This is a genomic window from Candidatus Fokinia cryptica (genome assembly GCF_034359305.1).
In the GTDB taxonomy this organism is placed as follows: Bacteria; Pseudomonadota; Alphaproteobacteria; order Rickettsiales; family Midichloriaceae; genus Fokinia; species Fokinia crypta.
Genome location: NZ_CP110343.1, coordinates 241,467 through 258,670, shown reverse-complemented (window position 1 = coordinate 258,670; position 17,204 = coordinate 241,467). Strand labels below are relative to the sequence as shown.

The following is a 17,204-nucleotide window of genomic DNA, read 5'->3' as shown; positions in this document are numbered from 1 at the left end:
AAATCATTGAACAATACTACGTTATGTTTCATTTTCCTTTATAAATAAGGCATTAATCTCTTCTTCAGATAAATTATACTGAGGTTTAATTATTACATCTCTTACGGTACCGCCTACTCTTTCAACAGCAGTAACGCTTAATATGCCATTCACATCTATACAAAACAATAGCTCAAGTTTCGCCTCTTGCTTCTTTACTTTGTGAATAATCGGTACTTTAAACTTCGCTAAAGTTTTACATTGCATTACGTGCTCTCCTTCGCCCTGAGTTATATGTATATCAAAAGAATTTTGCTCTTCATGAGAATTCGTAAAAACGCTTTTCATCATAATTGGTATAGGAGTATTACGTGGAATAATGCATTCAACTGCACCACCTAATACTTCTATTCCTATACTTAGCGGAATCACATCCAGCAAGAGATGAGTTCCATTTTGTGAACTAAGAGATTTAGCATGCATTGCTGCACCTATTACTACAGCTTCCTCCGGTAGGATTATACTATCTGCTAAAAAATCGACTTGTAGACCATTCATATATCTCTTAGCCTTTTCTTTAATCATTGGCATTCTAGTCGCACCTCCAACAAAGATAACTTCTCTAATATCATTTAACGACAATTGAGCATCTTTCAACGCAATATGCATCACATCAAATGTTCTATCTACTAAAGTTTGAGTTGCTTCTTCAAATTCACAACGCGTGCAGCATACTTCATGGTCTCTCCAAGAACCAGTGTAATTATCATACAAACTCAATATTTCTTTAATTTTCCTCGCTTGCAAAACCATATCATTGGTAATAACTTTTTCTTCAAAGCCACATTTAGCATTTAATAGATTAGCAAGAGCAATATCAAAATCATCACCACCTAAAGTACTATCTCCACTAGTAGATATAACTCTAAATATTCTGTTCCGAACCTGTAAGATAGAAATGTCAAAAGTCCCTCCTCCAAGATCGTACACCATTATACTTCTATCATTCAAGTTGTCTAACATACAATGAGCTATGGCAGCTGCTGTCGGTTCGTTTATCATTCTAATTACATTGAATCCAGCTAACTCAGCAGCTGTTTTAATACTTATCCTCGCCGAATCATTGAAATGAGCTGGCACAGTTATCACTGCATCAGTAATCGTAGATTCAGTATATTCCTCTGCTTTACTTCTAAGATTTTTAAAAATCCCCATCGCCATACTTATTATATTTTTTCCAAAATCGAACTCCTCACCACCAAAGTAGTTAATATACTTCTTTCTGGTAGGATTATCACCTATCAGTCTCTTTACAGATATGATTTCCGTACTTTTTCCTAGCGAATCATGACGTACTACAGATGGTAATAAAGTGGAACGACTAAGATCTTCATTAACTGGTACTACAATCACTTTGCTATCCTCATTTACGAATGCTATAAGTGAATTTGTTGTACCAAAATCTATACCAACTGTAATATTCTTCTTGATTTCAGCCATGACTAAATTTAGATCATTTAAAAAGTAAATCGTGACAACACTACCAAATAACGAGATAGAGGAGCAATATAAAACAAAAGCAGTAATTGGAGCTGATGAATGTGGAGTAGGTTCATTAGTAGGGCCTGTTATAAGTGCTGCTGTTGTATATGATGAGCGCTTGCTCTCACTCAATATCAATGATTCTAAAAAGCTATCCAAAAAAAAGAGAGAGGATATTTATAATGAATTAATGAGGCTCGAAGTAGAGTATGCAGTAGGAGGTGCTAGCATCAGTGAAATAGAGAAAATGAATATTCTAAATGCTGCTAAGCTTAGCATGCAACGAGCAATAACAATGCTTCGCTCTCCAAATTGCGTAGCACTTATAGATGGAAACAGAAAAATTGAGATACCTGAAGCTCTTGTAATTCCCATAATAAAGGGAGATACCAAATCCGTAACAATTGCAGCAGCCTCTATAATTGCAAAAGTTACACGAGATACTATTATAAGTAACATGAGTAGTATGTATAGCGGATATGGATTAGAACGAAATATGGGATACGCTACAAAATATCATATAGAAATGCTAAAACAAAATGGATATACACAGTATCATAGAAAATGCATGTTAAAAAAGCTTATCTGTATATGAAAAAGGTTATAATATTAGGGGTTACTGGTAGTGTTGGTCTTGCTACATTACAAGCATTTAAAAAGCTTGGTTGCACTCATGCAATTAAGAGTATTATGACAAGAGGCTCTGATATCAAAAAGCTCGAAAAAATAGTAAGAGAGTTCGATATAACAAATATAATAATCACAAATAGAAGTGCTATCTCACAAATTAGGAGTACTGATTTTAAAAGAAAAGTCCGTATATTATCCGAAACGGAAGAAATATGCAATTTCTTACAATACGAACAACATGATACATGTGTAAGTGCAATTAGCGGAATAGCCGGTCTCATTCCAACGATTCTAACAATGCATTCATGTAAGAGGTTAATTATTGCCAACAAAGAAGCTATAATATGTGGGAACAAACTATTTATAGAACATGCTATAAAACTCGGAGTAGAAATAATTCCAATAGACTCAGAACATCATGCAATACACAGCATACTTACGCTCAATAATGACACAAATACGTGCAATATTAACAATGTAAGGAAACTTATACTTACTGCAACTGGTAGCTCTATATGGAAAAACAAAATATTACCTCAAGATGCCACTAAAATGGATATTCTCACGCATCCAGTTTGGAAAATGGGAAATGTTATAACAGTCAATTCAGCATCTATGATGAATAAAGTATTCGAAATGTACGAAGCGTCAATCCTCTTCGGTATTCCGATGCAAAATGTTGATGCATTACTTCATCCTGTAGCTGTTGTGCACGGAATTGTACAATATAAAAATGGCACATCTATTATGCACTGTAGAACTCCTACCATGGTATCTCCTATTATGGATGCAATATTATATCCACAACAACACGATGCTAATAAGACTTCAGATTCACAAAGTGCCTCGGAAAATAATTTTTTCAAAAATAAAACCTTTGAATTTTACGATATAGACACTGAACTCTTCCCATTATTTAGGCTAGCAAAAACTAGTATGACACATTCGTCTATTGTTGCACTAAACGCTATAAATGAATTTTACGTACAACAATTCTTAAATGATAGAATATCATTTCAGGAGATGATTAAAAGTATCGAAGGTAAATTTGAGAAATATAAAAATGATACTGACATCAAGTCATTTCAAGATATTATAGAATATCATAACGATATACAAAAAATGCTATAACAAATTAATCAATAAAAAATGTCTTTCATGAGGTCTTCTTCATTTAGAATTATCTTAGCTACTGCGTTAGTTATGTTTCTTCATGAATACATTTCATTCAATATACAATCCTTTATATACTCTATAAGCCTTTTATTAAAAGACGTAATGAGGATATGCGTACCATTTATCATCTTTCATTCAGTTTATTTTTGCTTTAGAAAACTCAACAACAAAGACGGAATGCGATTTATCATTTGTCTTCTACTTTGTATTATTTTATCAAATTTCTTATCCATATTAGTTTCAGTTTTTAGCTCTTCTGCTGTACTCAAATTCATCCCAATAGTACACAAAAACACAAAAATCCTCACATCAGGAGAAAATATAAAGCAACTTTTTACATTAGGCATACCTACTTTTCCATTATATTTAAATATGATGGTATTTATATTTTCCGCACTTTTAGCGATTATCATTAATGTGAGTAATAACTATTATGGTTTTACAGTAGATAAAATCGCTAATATCGTAAAAACAGCAATAAAATTTCTTATCAGTTATATAATACTCCCATTAATACCGATTTTCATATCTGGATTCATATTCAAAATACTACAAGATAAAGGACTTCAAGATACACTCTGCACATATCCTATAAACCTTATTATCAGCATACTTCTACTTTTCCTGTATCTCGGAATAATGTTTATAATCGCGGCATATGTATCAATTAACCGATCAGCTAAACAAATTGCAACAACTTTAATTAAGCCATCTATTACAGGTTTTAGTACAATGTCTAGTACAATAGCACTACCCTTATCTATTGAAGCAGTAGAGCAAAATGTAGTTGATAAGGAAAATGGGAAGGCAGCAATTACCGTAACTACTAGTATACACACGATAGGAGAGAGTATACTTATCCCTTTTCTTGCAATCTTGGTACATCAAAGTATTTTAGCGCCACTTTCTATATATGAAATGTTCATACTTTTATTAGTAGTGAATATTGCAAAATTCTCTGGAAGTGGCCTTCCCAGCGGAGGAATTTTTATTATCGCACCAATATTAGGAGAATATTTAAACTTTACATCTGAAGCACTAGGAATTATGACAGCAATTTACATTGTAATGGATAGCATTGGAACAGTTGGCAATATAGTAGGAAACAATCTCTTTGTTATCATTTTTGACAGAATATACTCTAAAAGTAAAAAATACATAAAATCATCTTAATAATAAATTACTGAAAAGTACTAAAAAATTAAACGAGTAACCTTCACTAGCAAGTCACTATATTGATCTAGTTATCACTTTCGTTATCATGAATATGAGCGAGAACTGCTACATGTATTTCTTATACTCATAACTAGCAAGCGTTTTAGTGTATATGTATATATCTACGGACTATAAAAAATATGCCATAGGAGTACTATGCAAAATACTAGCATTATCCTGCTTTTGTCTTCTCTCACTTGGATTTGAGAAGTTCCGCAATAATAATATAGGGCCATTAGAACAATTTGGTGTGATATGTATACTAGGAACAGCCATATTACTACCATTTGTAGGTATATTTTATCGGAAAGAGCTACAAAAAGCTAAAATAGTGCCATATATATTACGTTCTATATTAAGTATAGCAGGCATGGTAACGTGGATAGAAGCTGTAAAGCATTTTGGAAGTACTCAAGCCATATTAGTCAATTATTTGACTCCTATAATTACTGTATCTATTGCTTCTATTACTAAGAACGAAAAGTTACGAGTAATATCATTCATTTCTGGTATATTATGCTATATAGTCATTTTCTTCACTCTAAGAACTCATATCGAAGTTTCTGTTTACGGATTTACAATGGCTATAATCTCATCATTCTCTTGGGCATTATATGAAGTTGTATGCAAAAAACAAGCTACAACAGAACACTTTATAGTGCAGGTATTTTATACTTTTGCCTTTACCGCACTTTTCCTTTTATTCTTCTCGGTAAAGAAAATGTCTGCTTTTACAGGTACCGATATATTTTCTCTCTTCATTATTAGCATGCTAAGAATAGTTAATGTGATACTATTATTTTTGTCTATTAAATTAGCGACTCTAAATTTTCTAACTCCAGTATCTTATCTAAAACTCCCTTTGATGACGTTTTGGAGTTTTATACTACTTGGTGCTTCACCTCAACCGTATTACCTGCTTGCTACAGGAATACTGATATGTATTAATATTATGATGTTTAAAGTAATAAAGAAACTTACTTCTCAAAAAGACTTTCACTAACATACCGTAGTAATTCGGTAGCTATAATAGCTTTTGTATTTTTTGGTATATGAAGAGATTTTCCATTTTTCGCTAATAAAAGCACTTCATTGTAATCGCTATTAAAGACCTGATTATTCGACACATCATTGACGGCCACCATGTCTAAACACTTATTTTTTATCTTTTCAAGGCCATGTTTTTCCAAATCATTTGTCTCCGCTGCAAATCCCACACAAAAAGTTTTCGGATACTTTTCTTTGACATATTTTATGATATCAACATTTTCTTTTAAACGTAATTCTATCACTTCTTTCCGCTTTTTCATCTTCTCGTGTGAATATGATTCTGGCCGATAATCTGCTATCGCAGCGACTCCAACGTATACATCTGCTTTGTCAACTTCTCTGTCAACAGCATTTAACATATCAAAAGCACTTTCTACAGGAATAAAATTTATGCCAAGTGGAACACTTAATGCAGTAGAACCACTAATAAGAGTAACATTCGCACCCATGTTTCTCGCTACTCCAGCAATTGCATATCCCATTTTACCAGAACTATAATTGCTCAAAAAACGTATTGGATCTATTTTCTCTTTTGTGGAACCAGCAGTTACAACAATCTTTTTACCTAGTAAGTACTTTGGAGTTTTCAGTTGAAGTATATAGTCTACTATATCTGAAGTATCAGCTATATGACCAATCCCTACATCACCACACGCCTGTTCTCCATTAACTGGACCTAATATATGAACTCCATTTTTCCGTAGTATTTCTACATTTCTCTGAACAAAAACATTTTCCCACATTCCTTCATTCATCGCTGGCACACATACTATTGATTGTCGCGTAGCCAAACACAAAGTAGATAATAGACAATCTCCAATGCCATTTGCTAACTTAGAAATTGCATTAGCAGAGGCAGGAGCTATTAGTACGACATCGCATGTTTTTGCAAGTGAAATATGAAGCATCTCGCCATTTTCGATAGTATCGTCATATTCGTATACTTTTTTAGGAAATAGAGATTCTAATGTTAAAACTGATATAAAACTAGATGCTGTTTTTGAAAGTACTATTCGCACATCGCAAGAATTACGATGCAACGCTTTTGCTAAATCTATAACTTTATAGGCGGCAATACTTCCGGTAACGCCTAATATCACTTTAATACTCATGATGGAAACAATATTTATAACTCCTCCTGATGGTAAAAAACTACATCTAGAAACATATCGTTCATACTAATATGTTCCCACTTTTCATCTTCAAGTGTTCTTTTAAGATATAAGTCATTTGCACCGGTATCGTAAACCATTTGGTATATGGTAAGATTCCACATCCCTCCTCCATCTGATATCTTCTTATCCATCATATTCATTACATCAGACACAGAAATAACATTTTGCGCAAGGTTCAATAAATTATCCCTCCTCGACACACCAAGCCATGTATTTTCATCCGAGGGAGTAATACTTTCCCATGTTTCATTAAGATAAAAGTTAGTTGAAACGTAAACGCTATCCTCATCTGGAGTAAACGTTTTCATTCCACTATATGAAGAATATTCGTAGGATTGCACACGCTCCTTACTAGCAACATTTACTATAAGAGAATAGTCGGAATCTAATTTCTTAAGCTTCGTATCTAATTCTGATAAGCTACCGCTATTTTGAAGCGTATTTAATAGCTTTATAAGCAGAGATTCACTATTTTGATTTACTGCTTTTCCACCAGACGGAGAACCATTATTGAACTCAACAAACAATGATTTTTGATTAATGCAAGAAGGACAATATATTTGACCTGGCATCGCAATAAAGGCAGTTGGTATCATATTCTCTTCATGTAATACCGTAACTGTAAGGTATTTTGCTATTTTAGAAAAAGGCTCATGGAAGTCATAATTCCTTCCTATAATTGTTGAACTTTTAGTCTTGAAAGGAGGTATTGAGATAAAAGCACAAGCACTTACCTCACTCCTATTAACAATCAAAGAGTTAAGAGTTTCCATTCCATTTAATATCTTTACTTCGTCTAAGGTAAGGGTAGAGCCATCTGCTATTCCCTTTATGAAATCTTGATACGCACTTGGATATCTTCTATAAAATGCATCAGTTTTACTCAACAACGTATCGATCTGAATTTGATACTTGTTGACAAAAAACTCTTTTAAAATATCAAGAGAGAGCCTCAATTCTGTCTCAAGCGTCACACCGTATTTAAATCCCATTTCATATTTTGTTCCTTTTAAAATGATGCGTTTTACCTTACTCATAATTAATTTTATATAAGGAATATCATCCTTAGATTACACTATCTTTGATTTACAAACAATATAGTGATGTAACAGACAACTATATACAAAGATAAAATATCAGCAAAAGCTTACACAAGTTGACATAAAATAAAAATGTTGTACTGATACTACTTTGCGTACAAACTATGAACGAAAAACATACCATATGCTGGGTAGATATACCAGTAGAAAATCTAGAACGAGCAATCGCGTTTTACAGTGCAGTTCTCAACCAAGAAGTTCAGAAAATTTCGGAGTATAATCTAGAATTTGGTTTATTACCTCATGTAAATGACAACATTTCCGGTTGCTTAGCCATCATGGAAGATAGAAAACCTTCAAAAAATGGAGCATTAATATATTTAAATGTCGAAGGATTTCTTAATGAAGCAGTAGCAACTGCACTAAAAAGTGGAGGAACTCTTTTAAAACCGGTGGAAAGTATTGGAAATTATGGCTTTAGAGCTGTAATTACAGATAGTGAAGGAAATGCAATCGCACTCTACTCCAAAAATATGAATTTGTAGTCACGTAACACGAGATATATGGCATACTTCATACATGCAGTATAGCATTAAATTGAGTTTATTCTTTTCTGTAAAGTTTTTATAAACTCCTCCTGAGATAGATTGGGCAGTAGCCTACTATGTATTCTTACGGTGATGAGCCCTGGTTCAATTCTAAATTGATCTCTTTTCCACAATTTACCAGAATCCAGGGCAACTGGAACAAGTGGTACATCTCCAAATTTCTGTACGATATTTTTGTACACAGCATATATTCCATGCTTGCAATCGGCAACAACACCATGAGGTACTCTTGTACCTTCTGGGAAAATTAAAAAACTACCACCATTTTCCAAATTTCTCTCAGCACCTCTTATTACCTTTCGCAATGCACCCATTCCATGATTTCTCTTTATTGGAATCATATCTAGTACTTCTAAATACCATCCATAAAATGGGATTTTCAGCAACTCTTCTTTTACAACAAACGATAATTTTTTAAATACAGTAAAAAAAAACATCGTTTCCCATGGCGATTCATGCCTAGAACCGATAAGTATTCTTTTTTCATTTACTATAGAAATATCATCATACAATACTCGATATCTCACTCCACAAATTAATCGCAAAAGCGTCATCACTCCGAACGCCCATATAACACCAATTCTTTGCTTTGCTACTTTTTTAAGGGTAGCAGATATAAAGATTGGAGAAAAAGCTACGGTAATCATAAATGTCCAAATGAAAAGCGTAAGGTAAAATAAGCAAGTTCTTACAAATACCATACTGAAGCTATTCTTTTTTATTTCTTGCATACAACGCTGCAAAATCAAATGGAGCTAGCAGTAAAGTCGGATAAGAACCAAGACATACGGTTTCAGAAACGATATTCCTCACATACGGAAATAGTAAAGTAGGTGTTGTAACAAACAGCATAATATCTCTTTCATACTCAGATATATGTTCAGAGAGCATTACTCTAGCACCATATTGTAATTCAATAACATATACTAATTGCTCTTCAAACATCGATTCTATCTTACAACTTAGCACTACATCATACAAATTTTGCACTTCGAATGATATCACGTTTACGTTAAACGACACTCTGATATCCTGCTGTATAGGCAATTCAGAAGTAATATAATGACCATTACTCTCGAATGATAAGTCTTTTAAGAACTGAAATCGCACATCTAGCATAGGCATTTGCTGTTCCTTTGAAGGAATTGCTGCTTTATCACTATTTTCCATATTTTTAGTAAAAATAATATTTCATCATTAAACTACTACCACATATTGCATACCTATAGCATAGTTCGAACATCTAAGACTAATTTAACTGCAAATACAATGCTGTCAAGAATATCTAAAATGTTACATACAAAATCTTCTCTTAAACCTTCTGGCTCTTCCTATATATATCAACTTGGTAAACCAGTCTGGAGCAACAGACGCTATGAAGAATTTGCAAAAGCATATACAGAAAATGTAATAGTACACAGAGCTATTAAGATGATAGCTAACACTGCTGCGAGCATACCGATAAAGCTATATCAATCATCGAATAAAGGAGATATCCTCCTCCATACTCATCCAATTTTAGAATTACTCAAAAATCCTAATTCAGAGCAAAATGGAACAGATTTTTTAGAGTCATTGTACACTTATCGTCTTATTAGTGGAAATGCATTTATTCTTGGAAAACAAGGCGACGATCAGTATATGAATTTTCAAACATTAGAACTTCTATGTCCTAGCGTAATTAATGTTTTGGCTGGAAAAGATGGAAAGCGTGCTGGATATAGACATACAATCGGCAATTCATACAGTGATTATGCAATTAGCGAAGATGGTATGTCTGATATTTTACACATTAAAAGCTTCAATCCACTTTCTAATTGGTATGGACTTTCATCTATTGAGTCTATTGCAATTAGCGTTGATCAACATAATCAAGCAAGTATTTGGAACCAATCACTATTGCAAAACGGGGCACGTCCCAGTGCTGTTTTAACACTTCAAAATTATGTCAATCAAGAAGAATTTGAAAGATTACAAGAATCTATACGAAATGCGTTTACTAGTCCTGATAATGCAGGTAGATTGCTTCTATTAGAAGGAGGCTTGGAGTTAAAAAGTCTCGGTTTTTCTCCTCAAGATATGGATTTTTTGGAATCTAAAATGTGTAGTGCTAGAGAAATAGCAATAGGACTAGGTGTTCCTCCACAATTATTAGGACTTCCAGGCGAAAATAAATATAATAATTTTGAACAAGCTAGAATTTCTTTTCTTGAACAAACTGTAATACCTCTTGTACAACACACTGTACATCATCTCAACAAATGGCTAATTAGGAAAACCTCTAACTTCCAACTTAAGCACGATGCAACTCTTCTAAGTGCAATGGCCGACAGGGTACATTCAACGTGGGAAAGACTGGAAAAAGCTACATTTATTACTGTTAACGAAAAAAGAGCAATGCTTGGATTAGAACCAATAGCAGAACAGGAGAAGAATAAAGATACAAAATCAGAATGTTAGTGCTATTGCACTTTCTTGACATCTCTAGAACTATGGAGTAACAATCAATATACATCATGCTATGTGTTTTTAACATTTAAGTTTTTGACATGTAGTTACGGGGCATAGCGCAGTCTGGTAGCGCATCTGGTTTGGGACCAGAGGGTCGGGAGTTCAAATCTCTCTGCCCCGACCAATGGTGTATTGAAATACCTGATTTCTTCGGCTTTCTTTGTCTTTGTATGGATATTCTTTCATCAACTAAAGTAAGAAAAATCTTTTAAATAAGTTCTAATTCATGCTATCCTATTCTTCTAATTAGAAGGTTTTACAATTCATGAACACTATCATCAAGCAACGTAAGTTTGACGTTAATATAGATTTACGTCGCAACGAAAGACTGACAGAGTTCTCTCGTACCGTGATGAAAGATAGATACTTGATAGGTAATGAAACACCACAAGATTTATACTCAAGAGTAGCATCGTATTACGCATCTGATAGAGAACATGCTCAAAGATTATATGATTATATGAGCTTGGGGTATTTTTCACCTCCTACTCCGGTATTATCTAGTGGTGGTACTACTAGGGGATATCCAGTCTCATGTTTTCTGAACGAAGTTCCGGATAGTTTAGATGGAATATTAGATACAATACATGAAAATGGCAAACTCTCAGCAGGAGGAGGGGGGATAGGTACTTACTGGGGACATGTACGTTCTATAGGAGAGAAAATTAGTGGTAAGGGTCGTACATCTGGCATAATGCCATTTCTTAAAGTGTCGGATTCAGCAGTATTAGCTGTATCACAAGGAAGCTTAAGAAGAGGAAGTGCAGCCGCATATTTACAAGATTCACACCCTGAAATCAGGGAATTTATCGATGCTAAAAAATTAGTAGGAAGTGGGGATTTGCACAGAAAATTTATCAATCTTTATCACGGAGTGCTTTTAACAGATGATTTTATGAAAGCAATGATTGATGGAGGTGATTGGCATCTCAGAAGTCCAGCTACCGGAGAGATAATACGTACTGTAAAAGCACGTGAGATATGGATACAGTTACTCATAAGCAGACTTGAAACAGGAGTGCCATATATCATTTTCATAGATAGCGTAAATAAACAACGTCCTGATATTTATAAAAAACTACAGTTAGAAGTAAAACTTTCCAATTTATGCACCGAAATAGTTCTTTCGACCGGAAAAGACTATAACAGTAAAGTGAGAACAGCGGTATGTGTTTTATCTTCAGTTAATTTAGCAGATTATGAAAAATGGAAAGATAATGATAGATTTATACACGATATACTGCTCTTTCTCGATAATGTAGTAGAGGATTTTATAGATTCCGCTAAAAACTCCCCATGGCATCAGAATGCTGTTTATGCTGCCTCTCAAGAACGAAGCTTAAGCCTTGGCGTGATGGGATGGCACGATTTTCTTCAACAAAAAGGAGTTCCATTCAATTCAGAACTGGCTAAAACATACAACGAAGAGATCTTTTCTCATATAAAGAAAAAGTCCGAAATTGCATCTACTGAAATTGCCAAACAAAGAGGAGCTTGCCCAGATGCAGAAAAAGCCGGAGTAATGAAAAGGTTTGTTCACATAACTGGCATAGCACCAACAGCCTCTATATCTATCCTCAATAGTAATACGTCACCATGTATAGAACCATGGCAAGCAAATTGTATCGCTCATAAAACATTATCAGGAACACATTACGTACAAAATAAGAATCTCGCAAAATTGCTAGAAGAAAAACGCCAAAATCTTCCTGAAATATGGACTTCTATTATGGCAAATGATGGCTCTGTATCTCACTTACCATTCCTATCGCAAGAAGAAAAAGAAATTTTTAAAACAGCATTTGAGATAGATCAAATGTGTTTGATAGAACAAGCTGCAGCAAGACAACAATACATATGCCAAGCACAATCTCTAAATCTGTTCTTATCACCAGATGTAGATAAGACCTATCTCCATAATCTCCACAAGAGAGCTTGGGAGTTAGGTATAAAATCTCTTTACTATCTTAGATCTCATTCACTTAAGAGTGTCAAAATTTCCCATTCAGAGCAAAGTAGTAATATTGTTCAACTCGAAATGAATATCGGAGCACGTAAACTCTCCTCTACCACTGACGAATGTGATGTATGTCAATAATTCACTATTAGATGTTTTATTTTTTATTCAAAATTTGAAAATTTGAAAAATAAAAGAATTGCTATATTGAGATACGTTCTACACATACATGATAATGGATTTAACATAACTAAGCTCATAGATTGACTTTTATTGCTATATATATCACTCTATCGATGGATCATTTTCTATATAGTAATGAAAGACAATTATCATGATGTAGAAGCTGCTATAGGTGCACTTCGAAATGGACTACCAATACTTTTATATGATAATGAAAAAGAGAATGAGTGTGACGTTGTAATAGCAGCTCAAAAAGCTACACCAGAAATTATAAATTTCATGATCACTCATTGTAAGGGACTTGTATATGTAGCTATCTCTGCTTTTATAGCTAAAAAACTCTCATTAGAATTACAAGACGTGAGGGGAAGCAGTGACTTTACGGCTTTCACCACATCTGTAGATTATTCAGAGTCTACAACAGGTATTTCTGTAGTAGAAAGGGCAAGAACTATTAATGCTTTAGCAGATCCTTCCTCTACCCCACAATCATTTAAAACTCCCGGACATGTATTTCCAATCATTGCTAGAGATGGTGGATTAAAAATTAGGAAGGGACATACAGAATCAATTATTTTTCTAATGCAACTAGCTAATATGTATGAAGCAGGGGCAGGATGTGAAGTACTTGACGTAAACGGTTTTCCATTAGCCGGAAGTAATGTCTTTCGATTTGCAGCAGAACATAAATTGATATGTATAAGTGTAGCACAACTTGTTCATATTGCAGAAAACAATATATAATACCTCCTACAAATTATTAAATGTGATATGCAGATTTGTACGTGAGAACACTAAAGTAAAAAATGAATTTCGAATTTCATTACTATATTAATTTTATCGTTGCTATTACTGCAGGTTTTACATTTAGAGATTCTTATAGGATAGCATATAGTGCTCAATACGTTGATCATAACCACACTCAGTATAAAGTTTACCTATCCAACGTAGAGGAAAAAATAGAACTCTTCACAAATTGTATAAGTTGTAGCAACAATATAATAAACCCACCTCAACTACCATTCATATTATATCTTGCATTCCATTTTATACCTGGAAATCCCAAAATAGTAGCAATAAATAGAGAAGATCAAACTAAACATTCTTTATGCACAACTAAGAATGCTAATTTAGCAAAGAAAATGTTAGTTAAAGGATTAGAATCTAAAGATCCTTACTATATAGGTATAGCATCACATGCATATTCCGATACATGGGCACATCAAAATTTTTCTGGAATAATAGATGAGATAAATGCGTTATATCATCAGCATTCTTATGCTCAAATAGGACATCTAGATGCATTTACTTTACCAGATTTAGTAAACGTCGTGTGGTACGATCCAAGATTAAAGAATCCAATCGTAGATAATAACATAATCTTTATAGAAGCTGCAATATATCTACTAAAACACTATATGCAATCTATGCAATGCTCTAAAATTAATTACATACAAAATAAAAAACAATTACAACAATTTCTTAGTAGCACTTTTAAAATACCAAACATCAAACATAGAATACAAGAGTACTGTAAGTATGTAGAACTGACCTGTAGTAGGAGACTACAATACTTTGATCAGAACAAATGGCTGAAAAAGATGACTAATCATGAAATAGTCAACAATACGATATTTGTACAAGATATTACTCAATTTCGACGCTGTGACTGGTATAAATTTCAAGTAGCATGCAAAGCATATTTCGAGGAGATATACCCTAAATTACTCCCAAGAATCGATAATTATTATCGTAACCGTTCTATTTTTTTATAAAATCTTTCCCCATCTTTTTCCATTATCTAACAATTTAGATTTTGTATATATTAGTTCTGCATGTGTTTCTTTTGCAAAGTCATAGTTTGGCCCCTCCACTATCGCATATACTGGACATGCTTCTTGACATAACCCACAATATATGCACTTTGTCATATCTATATCATAGTGTGTTGCACATCTAGTACCGTTACTGAGTTGAGCCGTTACCATTGTAATGGCTTGTGCAGGACATATAGCCTCACACAATTTACAACCTATGCATCTTTCCTCTCCATTATCATATAGCATCAACATATGCTCCCCTCTCATCTTCGTACTAATAGGGTTCTTTTCAAACGGATATCGTATCGTAACTTTAGGCTTAAAACAGTAGAATATACCTAGTACTATACCTTTCACTAAATCATACAGAAGAATAAACTTCAAAAGTACAAATAAATTTTTGAACATCTTTTTTTTAGAACTCCCTACATTTAGTATCACAAATAACAGACATAATGTAAACTTTAGCTACTACTAATCATGCGATACACCCTTAAATAGCTCTATTTCCTCTATCAATAGATAATCATTCTTTCTGATTTTTTGCTTCAATTTTATAACTTCACTTTCCGGTATCTCCAATCTCATCAATACACATCCTCCCAACTGTAAACCAGTTTCTATCGTTGTTGGCACAGTTTGAGATGCTCCTAATTTCTTAATTCCTCTTGAGTGCCTATAATCCTCTACTTTAGCTATAAGAGGCACATCACTGAAACACTCTCCAAACATTCTTACTGCTTTGGCTAGTATACCTTTATCACTCATACACAATACTACAGCTTGAGCTTTATTTGTTCTTACGGTATCTAACGACTCTTTTTTAAGAAAATCAGCATAAAATACTGGAAAACCTTCTCTCCTAGCAGTTTTTACTAACATTACATTACTATCTAATGCTACATACGGTATTTGCTCTTGCTCTAACATATATGCAACTGTACGACCTACTCTACCAAATCCAGCAATTATTACATGCTGTTCAAGATCACTGATTTCACTATGTTCTTTTGAAGCTAATGATAAATTCTTCGATTCTACCAAATCTTCTATTTTCATACCAATAAAGGCTAATAATGGAGTGAAAGCCATACTGACCGTCACAATCATGTATAACAAGCGTGTCATTTCCGCCTCTATAAGACCTTTTCCTGAAGCTAGAGAAAATAATACGAAAGTAAATTCTCCGCCTTGCCCTAAAACCAAACCAGCATGAGCTGCTGCTCCCCAACTCATCTTCCATAACCTACATAACATCCCAATTATCAACCCCTTACAAATAAGTAGCACGGCAGCTCCACAAAAGATTTTCTCATAATTCTGAGCAACTTCATCTAAATCGAGTGACATCCCAACGGTAAAGAAAAATAATCCTAACAACAGACCATAAAATGGCATTATACTCTCTTCTATTTTTTGTCTGTACTCTGTTTCAGCAATTAATATTCCAGCTAGTAAAGCACCCATTGCCTCTGATACACCAAATTTTTTCATTACATGTGAAGCACCAAGTACTAAAAAAACAGCAGTAGCTACGTATACTTCTTCTTTTTTCACGCTTCCAATCAAAGATAAAAATGGCCTTAAAAGAATACGCCCTACAATAGTAATACCAATAATGCCGACAATTGCTTTAAGTGCTGCAATTCCCATTGCAGATAGTATAGTATCTGTACTTTCCTTTGTGGATAAGAGCTCTGTAACAGAAAACAGCAACACTACTATAATGTCCTGCAATAGTAGTATTGCAAGTGCTGCACGCCCTACACGCGTTGATGTTCTCTTATTTTCTTCTAGCACAGGCATCACAATTGCAGTTGAAGATAAACTGAGAGACGTTCCTATTAAAATGCATACATGATGCTCAAGAGAGGATATCTTCATGATTATGATAGAGAGTAACACTGATGTGAAAATCACCTGCCCTCCTCCCATTCCAATAACATACCATCTCATTTTTATCAGTCTTTCAAACGTCAGCTCTAGACCTATAACAAACAACAAAAGCGTAACCCCTAATTCAGAAAGCATTTCTATCACTGAGTGATCTTGCACGATATTGAATCCATGCTTTCCGAGTATAGCACCAATCGTAAGGTATCCCAATACAGGACTTAATTTGATTTTATGCGACAGTACGACAATAAAGATCGAAACTGATAGCAGTATCAATACATCAAACATTGTCGTACACATTATCTCCGGATCGTCTGGACAGATTATACGGATTAGCTGAAAAACATCAAATAGTATTCATTTTTTGTTATAATTATAATACACTCCTAGCCTGTTCTTCATGTTCATCTCATAAAGAAAAT

16 protein-coding genes and 1 tRNA gene are annotated in these 17,204 nt (G+C 33.9%); 10 read left to right on the top strand and 7 right to left on the bottom strand.

The window, feature by feature from the left end; all coding sequences use genetic code 11:
- Positions 1–21: 21 nt before the first annotated feature.
- On the bottom strand, positions 22–1,479 hold the full coding sequence (locus Fokcrypt_RS01225) for an Hsp70 family protein (protein WP_323722388.1): 1,458 nt from the start codon (positions 1,477–1,479) through the stop codon (positions 22–24).
- Between the two features lie 31 nt (positions 1,480–1,510).
- Here Fokcrypt_RS01225 and Fokcrypt_RS01220 point away from each other — a divergent pair, with 31 nt between their 5' ends.
- The 4 genes from Fokcrypt_RS01220 to Fokcrypt_RS01205 all read left to right on the top strand — a co-directional run bounded on the left by Fokcrypt_RS01220 (position 1,511) and on the right by Fokcrypt_RS01205 (position 5,545).
- Positions 1,511–2,116 (top strand): ribonuclease HII, encoded by a 606-nt coding sequence (locus Fokcrypt_RS01220; protein ID WP_323722387.1) that lies wholly within the window; start codon positions 1,511–1,513, stop codon positions 2,114–2,116.
- Positions 2,113–3,282, top strand: a complete 1,170-nt coding sequence (locus Fokcrypt_RS01215; protein ID WP_323722386.1) for a hypothetical protein — start codon at positions 2,113–2,115, stop codon at positions 3,280–3,282. Before Fokcrypt_RS01220 ends, Fokcrypt_RS01215 begins: the two co-directional genes overlap by 4 nt.
- Positions 3,283–3,300: 18 nt before the next feature.
- The gene (locus Fokcrypt_RS01210; protein WP_323722385.1) at positions 3,301–4,500 is read left to right on the top strand and encodes a cation:dicarboxylate symporter family transporter; all 1,200 of its coding nucleotides are present in this window, start codon (positions 3,301–3,303) and stop codon (positions 4,498–4,500) included.
- 154 nt (positions 4,501–4,654) lie between these two features.
- Positions 4,655–5,545, top strand: coding sequence for a DMT family transporter (locus Fokcrypt_RS01205; RefSeq protein ID WP_323722384.1), 891 nt, complete (start codon positions 4,655–4,657; stop codon positions 5,543–5,545).
- Here the strand turns inward: Fokcrypt_RS01205 and coaBC are convergent.
- Positions 5,520–6,704, bottom strand: coding sequence for a bifunctional phosphopantothenoylcysteine decarboxylase/phosphopantothenate--cysteine ligase CoaBC (gene coaBC / locus Fokcrypt_RS01200; RefSeq protein ID WP_323722383.1), 1,185 nt, complete (start codon positions 6,702–6,704; stop codon positions 5,520–5,522). The two genes, Fokcrypt_RS01205 and coaBC, sit on opposite strands and share 26 nt — an antisense overlap.
- Positions 6,705–6,718: 14 nt before the next feature.
- Entirely contained in the window at positions 6,719–7,804 is a 1,086-nt protein-coding gene (locus Fokcrypt_RS01195) for a C45 family autoproteolytic acyltransferase/hydolase (protein WP_323722382.1), read from the bottom strand.
- A gap of 167 nt (positions 7,805–7,971) precedes the next feature.
- Between Fokcrypt_RS01195 and Fokcrypt_RS01190 the strand changes: the two genes are divergently transcribed.
- Positions 7,972–8,352: a VOC family protein gene (locus tag Fokcrypt_RS01190; RefSeq protein ID WP_323722381.1), complete on the top strand. Its 381-nt coding sequence runs from the start codon at positions 7,972–7,974 to the stop codon at positions 8,350–8,352.
- A 47-nt stretch (positions 8,353–8,399) separates the two neighbouring features.
- Here Fokcrypt_RS01190 and Fokcrypt_RS01185 read toward each other — a convergent pair whose 3' ends face one another.
- Together Fokcrypt_RS01185 and Fokcrypt_RS01180 are read right to left on the bottom strand one after the other, a co-directional pair.
- Positions 8,400–9,146: a lysophospholipid acyltransferase family protein gene (locus Fokcrypt_RS01185; protein WP_323722380.1), complete on the bottom strand. Its 747-nt coding sequence runs from the start codon at positions 9,144–9,146 to the stop codon at positions 8,400–8,402.
- Positions 9,124–9,585 (bottom strand): protein-export chaperone SecB, encoded by a 462-nt coding sequence (locus Fokcrypt_RS01180; RefSeq protein WP_323722379.1) that lies wholly within the window; start codon positions 9,583–9,585, stop codon positions 9,124–9,126. The genes Fokcrypt_RS01185 and Fokcrypt_RS01180 overlap by 23 nt, the downstream gene beginning before the upstream one ends.
- Before the next feature lie 99 nt (positions 9,586–9,684).
- On the opposite strand from Fokcrypt_RS01180, the gene Fokcrypt_RS01175 reads away from it, so the two are divergent.
- From Fokcrypt_RS01175 to Fokcrypt_RS01155, 5 genes are all read left to right on the top strand, one after another.
- Positions 9,685–10,875 (top strand): phage portal protein, encoded by a 1,191-nt coding sequence (locus Fokcrypt_RS01175; RefSeq protein ID WP_323722378.1) that lies wholly within the window; start codon positions 9,685–9,687, stop codon positions 10,873–10,875.
- Between the two features lie 98 nt (positions 10,876–10,973).
- Positions 10,974–11,050, top strand: a tRNA-Pro gene (locus tag Fokcrypt_RS01170).
- A 141-nt stretch (positions 11,051–11,191) separates the two neighbouring features.
- Positions 11,192–13,024 carry a ribonucleoside-diphosphate reductase subunit alpha gene (locus tag Fokcrypt_RS01165; RefSeq protein WP_323722377.1) on the top strand — a complete coding sequence of 611 codons (1,833 nt, stop codon included), beginning with the start codon at positions 11,192–11,194 and terminating at the stop codon, positions 13,022–13,024.
- Positions 13,025–13,201: 177 nt separating this feature from the next.
- Positions 13,202–13,810, top strand: coding sequence for a 3,4-dihydroxy-2-butanone-4-phosphate synthase (locus Fokcrypt_RS01160; RefSeq protein WP_323722376.1), 609 nt, complete (start codon positions 13,202–13,204; stop codon positions 13,808–13,810).
- Positions 13,811–13,872: 62 nt separating this feature from the next.
- On the top strand, positions 13,873–14,841 hold the full coding sequence (locus Fokcrypt_RS01155; protein ID WP_323722375.1) for a DUF6765 family protein: 969 nt from the start codon (positions 13,873–13,875) through the stop codon (positions 14,839–14,841).
- Here the strand turns inward: Fokcrypt_RS01155 and nuoI are convergent.
- Complete coding sequence (nuoI, locus tag Fokcrypt_RS01150) at positions 14,836–15,294, bottom strand: NADH-quinone oxidoreductase subunit NuoI (protein WP_323722374.1); 459 nt, start codon at positions 15,292–15,294, stop codon at positions 14,836–14,838. The genes Fokcrypt_RS01155 and nuoI overlap by 6 nt on opposite strands.
- A gap of 66 nt (positions 15,295–15,360) precedes the next feature.
- Entirely contained in the window at positions 15,361–17,082 is a 1,722-nt protein-coding gene (locus Fokcrypt_RS01145; RefSeq protein WP_323722373.1) for a cation:proton antiporter domain-containing protein, read from the bottom strand.
- Positions 17,083–17,204 lie beyond the last annotated feature (122 nt).

Bases quoted from the DNA above. Each gene is read 5' to 3' on its own strand.
- Fokcrypt_RS01225 (WP_323722388.1), bottom strand. From the start codon at position 1,479: ATGGCTGAAATCAAGAAGAATATTACAGTTGGTATAGATTTTGGTACA.
- Fokcrypt_RS01215 (WP_323722386.1), top strand. From the start codon at position 2,113: ATGAAAAAGGTTATAATATTAGGGGTTACTGGTAGTGTTGGTCTTGCT.
- Fokcrypt_RS01210 (WP_323722385.1), top strand. From the start codon at position 3,301: ATGTCTTTCATGAGGTCTTCTTCATTTAGAATTATCTTAGCTACTGCG.
- Fokcrypt_RS01205 (WP_323722384.1), top strand. From the start codon at position 4,655: ATGTATATATCTACGGACTATAAAAAATATGCCATAGGAGTACTATGC.
- coaBC (WP_323722383.1), bottom strand. From the start codon at position 6,704: ATGAGTATTAAAGTGATATTAGGCGTTACCGGAAGTATTGCCGCCTAT.
- Fokcrypt_RS01195 (WP_323722382.1), bottom strand. From the start codon at position 7,804: ATGAGTAAGGTAAAACGCATCATTTTAAAAGGAACAAAATATGAAATG.
- Fokcrypt_RS01190 (WP_323722381.1), top strand. From the start codon at position 7,972: ATGAACGAAAAACATACCATATGCTGGGTAGATATACCAGTAGAAAAT.
- Fokcrypt_RS01185 (WP_323722380.1), bottom strand. From the start codon at position 9,146: ATGCAAGAAATAAAAAAGAATAGCTTCAGTATGGTATTTGTAAGAACT.
- Fokcrypt_RS01180 (WP_323722379.1), bottom strand. From the start codon at position 9,585: ATGGAAAATAGTGATAAAGCAGCAATTCCTTCAAAGGAACAGCAAATG.
- Fokcrypt_RS01175 (WP_323722378.1), top strand. From the start codon at position 9,685: ATGCTGTCAAGAATATCTAAAATGTTACATACAAAATCTTCTCTTAAA.
- Fokcrypt_RS01165 (WP_323722377.1), top strand. From the start codon at position 11,192: ATGAACACTATCATCAAGCAACGTAAGTTTGACGTTAATATAGATTTA.
- Fokcrypt_RS01160 (WP_323722376.1), top strand. From the start codon at position 13,202: ATGAAAGACAATTATCATGATGTAGAAGCTGCTATAGGTGCACTTCGA.
- Fokcrypt_RS01155 (WP_323722375.1), top strand. From the start codon at position 13,873: ATGAATTTCGAATTTCATTACTATATTAATTTTATCGTTGCTATTACT.
- nuoI (WP_323722374.1), bottom strand. From the start codon at position 15,294: ATGTTCAAAAATTTATTTGTACTTTTGAAGTTTATTCTTCTGTATGAT.
- Fokcrypt_RS01145 (WP_323722373.1), bottom strand. From the start codon at position 17,082: ATGTGTACGACAATGTTTGATGTATTGATACTGCTATCAGTTTCGATC.